A 6,582-nucleotide genomic window follows, 5' to 3' on the forward strand; every position below is an offset into this window, starting at 1 on the left:
GCTTTTAACAATGATTAAAAGCCTAAGTCCATAGGGAGGTGAAATATCAATGAGTCAAGCAACGAAATATGAAATCTTATATATTATTCGTCCGAACATTGATGAAGAAGCAAAAGCTGCCTTAGTAGCACGTTTTGATGCAATCTTAACTGATAACGGAGCTGAAGTTATCGAATCTAAAGATTGGGAAAAACGCCGTCTAGCGTACGAAATGAACGGATTCAACGAAGGAATCTACCATATCGTGAAAGTTTCTGCTCCTTCAACTGCAAGTGCAATCAACGAGTTTGATCGTCTTGCTAAGATCAATGACGATATTATTCGTCACATGATCGTTAAAGAAGAAGAAGCATAATTAATTGTTTCACGTGAAACATTTCTTACGAGAGGGGATGTCAAATTGATTAACAATGTCGTTTTAGTTGGAAGACTAACGAAAGACCCTGATTTACGATACACATCAAGTGGAATTGCCGTGGCAACTTTTACCTTGGCAGTGAATCGTAGTTATACAAGTCAAGATGGGAATAGAGAAGCAGATTTCATTAATTGCGTTATTTGGCGCAAATCTGCGGAAACATTGGCGAATTTTGGTCGTAAAGGTTCACTGATTGGTGTAACTGGTCGAATCCAGACGCGTTCTTATGATAATCAGCAAGGTCAAAAAGTTTATGTAACAGAAGTTGTGGCTGACAATTTCCAAATGTTAGAATCAAAAACTGTTTCTGAACAAAGACAAAGTTCTGGTGGTGGTTATTCAAACAATAACTACAACAATAATAACAATGTCAATACTCAAGCTCCTAATAACGATTTGGGCAACAGTCAAGGATTTAATCAAGCATCTCAAGCATCACAAAATACAATGCCGAATTTCAGCCGTGATGTTGATCCGTTTGCCGCTGGCACAAGCATTGATATTTCTGATGATGATTTACCATTCTAAAAGTTATAAAGGAGGGAAATAGGATGGCACAACAAAGAAGAGGCGGACGTAAACGTCGCAAAGTAGATTATATTGCAGCAAACCATATCGAACATATTGATTATAAAGATGTGGAATTACTAAAAAGATTTATTTCTGAACGCGGAAAAATTTTACCACGTCGTGTAACTGGTACTGGTGCGAAAAACCAACGCAAATTAACAGTAGCAATCAAACGTGCACGTATTATGGGATTATTACCTTTCGTTGGTGAAGAATAATTATATAATGATAAATGTTGAAGTTGTAATTTCGCTTTTAAGTAAGTGAAATTGCAACTTTTTTTATGTTTTAAAAGTTGGATGTTTCACGTGAAACATTTTTCTGGAATGGGCAATTTTGATTTCCTATCAGTCGTTTTTTCTAGTATACTAGTAGGTAAGCAAAAATAAAGATACTGGCTTAGCATTAGGAATCATGGGCTTTTTAGCCACAGGTATTTCTGATGTGGTATAGAAAGGTAGGTATAGATATGAAAGTTGTTTTTTTGAAAGATGTTAAAGGTAAAGGTAAAAAAGGTGAGATTAAAGAAGTACCAACTGGCTATGCCAATAACTTTCTTCTGAAAAATGGTCTAGCTAAAGAAGCTAATAAAAGTGCTTTGAGTGAAGTGGCTGGTCAAAAACGTGCTAAAGAAAAACAAGACGCTGAAGTTTTACAAGAAGCCAAAGATTTAAAAGTCGTTTTAGAAAAAGAAGAAACGGTAGTAGAAATTAAAGCCAAAGCTGGAGAAGATAGCCGTTTATTCGGTTCAATTCCTTCAAAACAAGTAGCGGAAGCTTTGAATAAACAATATGGCATTAAACTTGATAAACGTAAAATGGACATGCCTGAACCAATTAAAACATTAGGTTATAGCAATATTTCTGTGAAACTGCATCATGAAGTAACTGCTAAAATTAAAGTTCACGTAGTTCAAGAGTAATCAAGTAGCGGTGAGAGTGACATTACCAATTGTTTTAACAGCTAAAACAGTTGGTAATGCTCTTGCCTGCTTGTTTTTAATAAGTTGATTTAGCTGGCTTTTTTTTGTAAAATAGATAGGCTAGCTTGTTTCATTTATGAAGTGAAGCTTGTTTTGGTGTAATATTTAAGTGAGATGATTAGGAGCGTTGTACATATGAGTGAAGTTTGGCAAGATCGGATTCCACCGCAAAATATTGAAGCTGAACAAGCCGTTCTTGGTTCAATATTTTTGGAATCCGATACTTTAATTGAAGCATTAGAATATATAGAAGCAAAAGATTTTTATCGTCGTAGTCATCAAATCATTTTCCAAACGATGGTTGATTTAAGCAATCGCAATGAAGCCATTGATATTATTACCATGCAAGCTCGCTTGGAACAAGATCATTTGCTAGAGGATGTCGGTGGCTTAGGCTATTTGACGGAGTTAGTTACAGCGGTACCGACCGCGGCTAACTTGGCTCACTATGCTAAAATTGTCGAAGAGCAGTCTTTGTTGCGGAGTTTAATTCAAACAGCTACTACTATAGTAACTAATGGTTTTGAACAAGGGGAAGATGTTCAAACAATTTTAGATGATGCGGAAAAAAGCATTCTGGAAGTTGCGGAAAAAAGAAATCGTAGCGGTTTCTTGAAAATTTCTGATGTCTTAGCTAATACCATTGAAAACATTGAAAGTTTAGCCAGTAACGATGAAGAAATTACCGGTTTACCAACTGGTTATCAAGCGTTAGATAAAATGACCGCTGGTTTCCAACCGGAAGAGTTAATCATCTTAGCTGCCCGACCTGCCGTCGGGAAAACCGCCTTTGCTTTAAACATTGCTCAAAACGTCGGCACTAAAACTGACCGTTCAGTAGCTATTTTCAGTTTGGAAATGGGGGCGGAGTCTTTAGTTAACCGGATGTTGTGTGCTGAGGGCTCCATAGAAGCCAGCCACTTGCGAACAGGGCAACTGACAGAAGAAGAGTGGGACAACTTAATGATGGCCATGGGGAGCCTGTCAAATGCTAATATTTACATTGATGATACCCCAGGGATTAAAATTTCTGAAATTCGTGCCAAATGCCGTAAGTTAGCGCAAGAAAAAGGCAATCTTGGCTTGATTCTGATTGACTATTTGCAGCTGATTGAAGGAACGGGCCGTGAAAACCGGCAACAAGAAGTTTCAGAAATTTCTCGTCAGTTGAAAAAGCTTGCAAAAGAATTAAAAGTACCAGTAATCGCGCTATCTCAGCTTTCACGGGGAGTTGAGCAGCGACAAGATAAACGACCAGTCCTAAGTGATATTCGGGAGTCTGGGTCAATTGAGCAGGATGCCGATATCGTAGCTTTCTTATATCGAGATGATTATTATGAGCGGGGCAGCGAAGATGGCGATTATGAACCACCAGAAAACGATAATATCGTGGAAGTAATCATTGAGAAAAACCGGAGTGGTGCTCGAGGAACCGTTGAGTTGCTCTTTATTAAAGAATATAATAAATTCTCTTCGATTTCTTTACGAGAAGAGTATTAAGAAATAGCCTCTGCTGTGGGAAACTGCGACAGAGGTTTTATTTTAGCAAGTGTTTCATTAAAGGAACATTTATAGTAAAATAAAATAACGAAGATTAATTCAAGGTGGAACGATATGAAGAAAAAAATACTCCCGCTAATTTTTAGTTCAGTAGTATTACTGACGGCTTGTAATGGGAATACAAGTAGCAGCACGACTGAGAATAGCGATAATATAGCTAATCAGGCAACTAGCGAAACAACTGCCAAAAAGGATGAAGAGCATCCTTTAGAAATAACTTCTAAAACAGCTAGCACCACACAGCTTTTTCAAGATGCTCGCAGCTTTTCTGATAAAGTCGCTTGGGTCTATCAAAAAGATTGTTGGCATCTAATTGATGAACAAGGGAAAATTAAATTTTCTTTAGCTGACAAAGAATTTCCTAATACTAATTTTGTGAATGGTTCAGCGGTGGTGGATAAAGCTCGCATGATTGATAAAACTGGTAAGTAAATGTTCGCTCCCCGTAAAGGTAGCGTTGAAAATGCCACCATCTCTAATCAAAAGTTCAACATTGAAGAAGAAGACGGCTCAACAACTTTCTATAATGTAGAAGGTAAAAAAGTAATTTAAGCCAGAAGATTATCGCACAATTAAAGATGATCAAGAAGCGCAGCTAGATGTTAATATCTTCATGACTGGTTATCTACGGGTGAAAACCGAGAACTGTGCTTTCTATTTAGATAAAGACGGTAAATACTTAACAGTGGATTTCTCGAAAAAGTAAGTGGTAAGGAGTGGGTATCATGCTTATTATATGTAATAAATCTATTGATTTATTAAAGTTAGCCTTTTACTTTATATTAGTAATGGGCATAATCATCTTATTATTAGAGAGCATTTACTATATTAAATTCGGGAATCCGTTTTTTGATAATTCAACGTTAATGGGTTTCATTTTAATATGTTATGCCTCTTATAATTTATTTGTTTAAATGAATATAGAAAAGCGAGAAAACATTAATTGTTTTCTCGCTTTTTTTTATGAGATTAAGGCTAAGCTTGTGGATAACTAAAAAAGAACGTTTATTCGTTTTATCCACATGTGCATAAGGTGTGGATAAGTAGCTTTAGGATAACAGTTTATCAGAAGGTATAAATTACTTTAAAAAGCTTGATAAGACTGGAGTGTAGTGCTTTAGCTAGAAAAGTTAAACAGCTAAAAAGAACGTATGTTTGTAAAATGTGAGATAGTGGATAACTTTATTTTATGGGGATAAAACATTAGGAAGAAATGACTAGTTTTTTTACAATTAATGTTTTGACAATAATATAGCATTTTTTACTGTAATGTTCGTGTTTAATCAAATAATAATCGTTTTTTTATTTTAATTTTCGACTTTTAATTGAATATCAGCTGTTTTACTGTTAAAATATTAACGGAATGCTGAAATAAGTTGTTCAGCTGGTCCATAAATAATTTAGATAGAGGTGTTTCCATGTCATCAGTAGTTGTAGTTGGAACGCAATGGGGCGACGAAGGTAAAGGCAAAATTACCGATTTTTTAAGTGAAAATGCGGAAGTGATTGCTCGTTATCAAGGCGGCGACAATGCTGGCCATACGATTAAATTTGATGGAGTAACTTATAAATTGCATTTAATTCCATCAGGGATTTTTTACAAGGACAAAATTAGCGTGATTGGTAATGGCGTTGTGGTGAATCCTAAATCTTTAGTGAAAGAATTAGCGTATTTGCATGAACAAAAAGTAACCACGGATAATTTGCGAATTTCTGATCGGGCTCATGTGATTTTACCTTATCATATTCAATTGGATCAGTTGCAAGAAGATGCGAAAGGCGACAACAAAATCGGCACAACCATTAAAGGCATCGGCCCTGCTTATATGGATAAAGCGGCCCGCATCGGGATTCGGATTGCGGATTTATTAGATAAAGAAATTTTTGAAGAACGTTTACGGATTAATTTAGAAGAAAAAAATCGTTTGTTTACCAAAATGTTCGATAGCCAACCTTTGGCTTTTGAAGAAATTTTTGAAGAATATTATGCTTATGGCCAACAAATTAAGCAATACGTTACCGATACTTCAGTTATTTTGAATGATGCTTTAGATGAAGGCAAACGGGTTTTATTTGAAGGGGCGCAAGGGGTAATGTTGGATATTGACCAAGGAACTTATCCTTTTGTAACTTCTTCCAATCCGGTTGCTGGTGGCGTAACGATTGGTAGCGGCGTTGGCCCAGTTAAAATTGATAAAGTCGTGGGGGTTTGTAAAGCCTATACTTCTCGGGTAGGGGATGGCCCTTTCCCAACGGAATTATTTGATGAAACAGGCAACCAAATTCGTGAAGTTGGTCGGGAATACGGCACAACAACTGGTCGTCCACGTCGGGTGGGCTGGTTTGATTCGGTAGTGATGCGTCATTCTCGCCGGGTTTCAGGAATTACTAATTTATCATTGAACTCAATTGATGTGTTGAGTGGTTTAGAAACCGTGAAAATTTGTACGGCTTATGAGTTAGACGGCAAAGAAATTTATCATTATCCCGCTAGCTTGAAGGAATTAAATCGTTGTAAACCAATTTATGAAGAGTTGCCAGGTTGGTCAGAAGATATTACTGGTTGTAAAACTTTAGCCGACTTACCAGAAAATGCCCGCAACTATGTTCGCCGCGTTTCCGAGTTGGTGGGGGTACGGATTTCAACTTTCTCTGTTGGACCTGACCGTAATCAAACCAATATTTTGGAAAGCGTCTGGGCGCAAGTTTAAGATAAATAAAAAGACATTCTGGAAATTGGAACTGCCACTATAATTAGATACAACTAAAAAAGAGCACCTCAAATTTAGTAAAATAAATTTGGAGGTGTTTTCTGATGTCAAAACATAATTTTTACCCAACTGAACTTAAAATTCAAATTATTAAAAGATTTTTAAACGGTGAAAGTGCAGCTTCACTTCGTGAAGAATTTCAAATTTCTAGCAGAGGAACTATTTACAAATGGAAAAAGTGGTACCTAAGTGGCGAGGTTGAGAGGCTAAATTTTTCTTCAGGACGTCCATCAGAAAGAGAATTATCTACTTCTGATAAGTTAGAAAAGGCAGTAAAGGAA

At 36.6% G+C, this 6,582-nt stretch carries 8 protein-coding genes; all 8 read left to right on the forward strand.

Annotation, left to right across the window (positions count from 1 at the left end; genetic code table 11):
• Positions 1–49 precede the first annotated feature (49 nt).
• Complete coding sequence (gene rpsF, locus M2139_RS06830) at positions 50–355, forward strand: 30S ribosomal protein S6 (protein ID WP_280738014.1); 306 nt, start codon at positions 50–52, stop codon at positions 353–355.
• 45 nt (positions 356–400) lie between these two features.
• Positions 401–946: a single-stranded DNA-binding protein gene (gene ssb / locus M2139_RS06835; protein ID WP_280738013.1), complete on the forward strand. Its 546-nt coding sequence runs from the start codon at positions 401–403 to the stop codon at positions 944–946.
• 23 nt (positions 947–969) lie between these two features.
• Positions 970–1,206, forward strand: coding sequence for a 30S ribosomal protein S18 (gene rpsR, locus M2139_RS06840; protein ID WP_122645965.1), 237 nt, complete (start codon positions 970–972; stop codon positions 1,204–1,206).
• A gap of 251 nt (positions 1,207–1,457) precedes the next feature.
• Positions 1,458–1,910: a 50S ribosomal protein L9 gene (rplI, locus tag M2139_RS06845; RefSeq protein WP_280738012.1), complete on the forward strand. Its 453-nt coding sequence runs from the start codon at positions 1,458–1,460 to the stop codon at positions 1,908–1,910.
• A 195-nt stretch (positions 1,911–2,105) separates the two neighbouring features.
• Positions 2,106–3,470: a replicative DNA helicase gene (dnaB, locus tag M2139_RS06850; protein ID WP_280738011.1), complete on the forward strand. Its 1,365-nt coding sequence runs from the start codon at positions 2,106–2,108 to the stop codon at positions 3,468–3,470.
• Between the two features lie 114 nt (positions 3,471–3,584).
• On the forward strand, positions 3,585–3,962 hold the full coding sequence (locus tag M2139_RS06855; RefSeq protein WP_280738010.1) for a hypothetical protein: 378 nt from the start codon (positions 3,585–3,587) through the stop codon (positions 3,960–3,962).
• Positions 3,963–4,948: 986 nt separating this feature from the next.
• Positions 4,949–6,241, forward strand: coding sequence for an adenylosuccinate synthase (locus tag M2139_RS06860; RefSeq protein WP_280738009.1), 1,293 nt, complete (start codon positions 4,949–4,951; stop codon positions 6,239–6,241).
• A gap of 104 nt (positions 6,242–6,345) precedes the next feature.
• A partial coding sequence (locus tag M2139_RS06865) for a helix-turn-helix domain-containing protein (protein WP_280738008.1) occupies positions 6,346–6,582 on the forward strand: 237 nt, incomplete at its 3' end.

The organism is Enterococcus sp. PF1-24, from assembly GCF_029893325.1.
GTDB lineage: Bacteria > Bacillota > Bacilli > Lactobacillales > Enterococcaceae > HY326.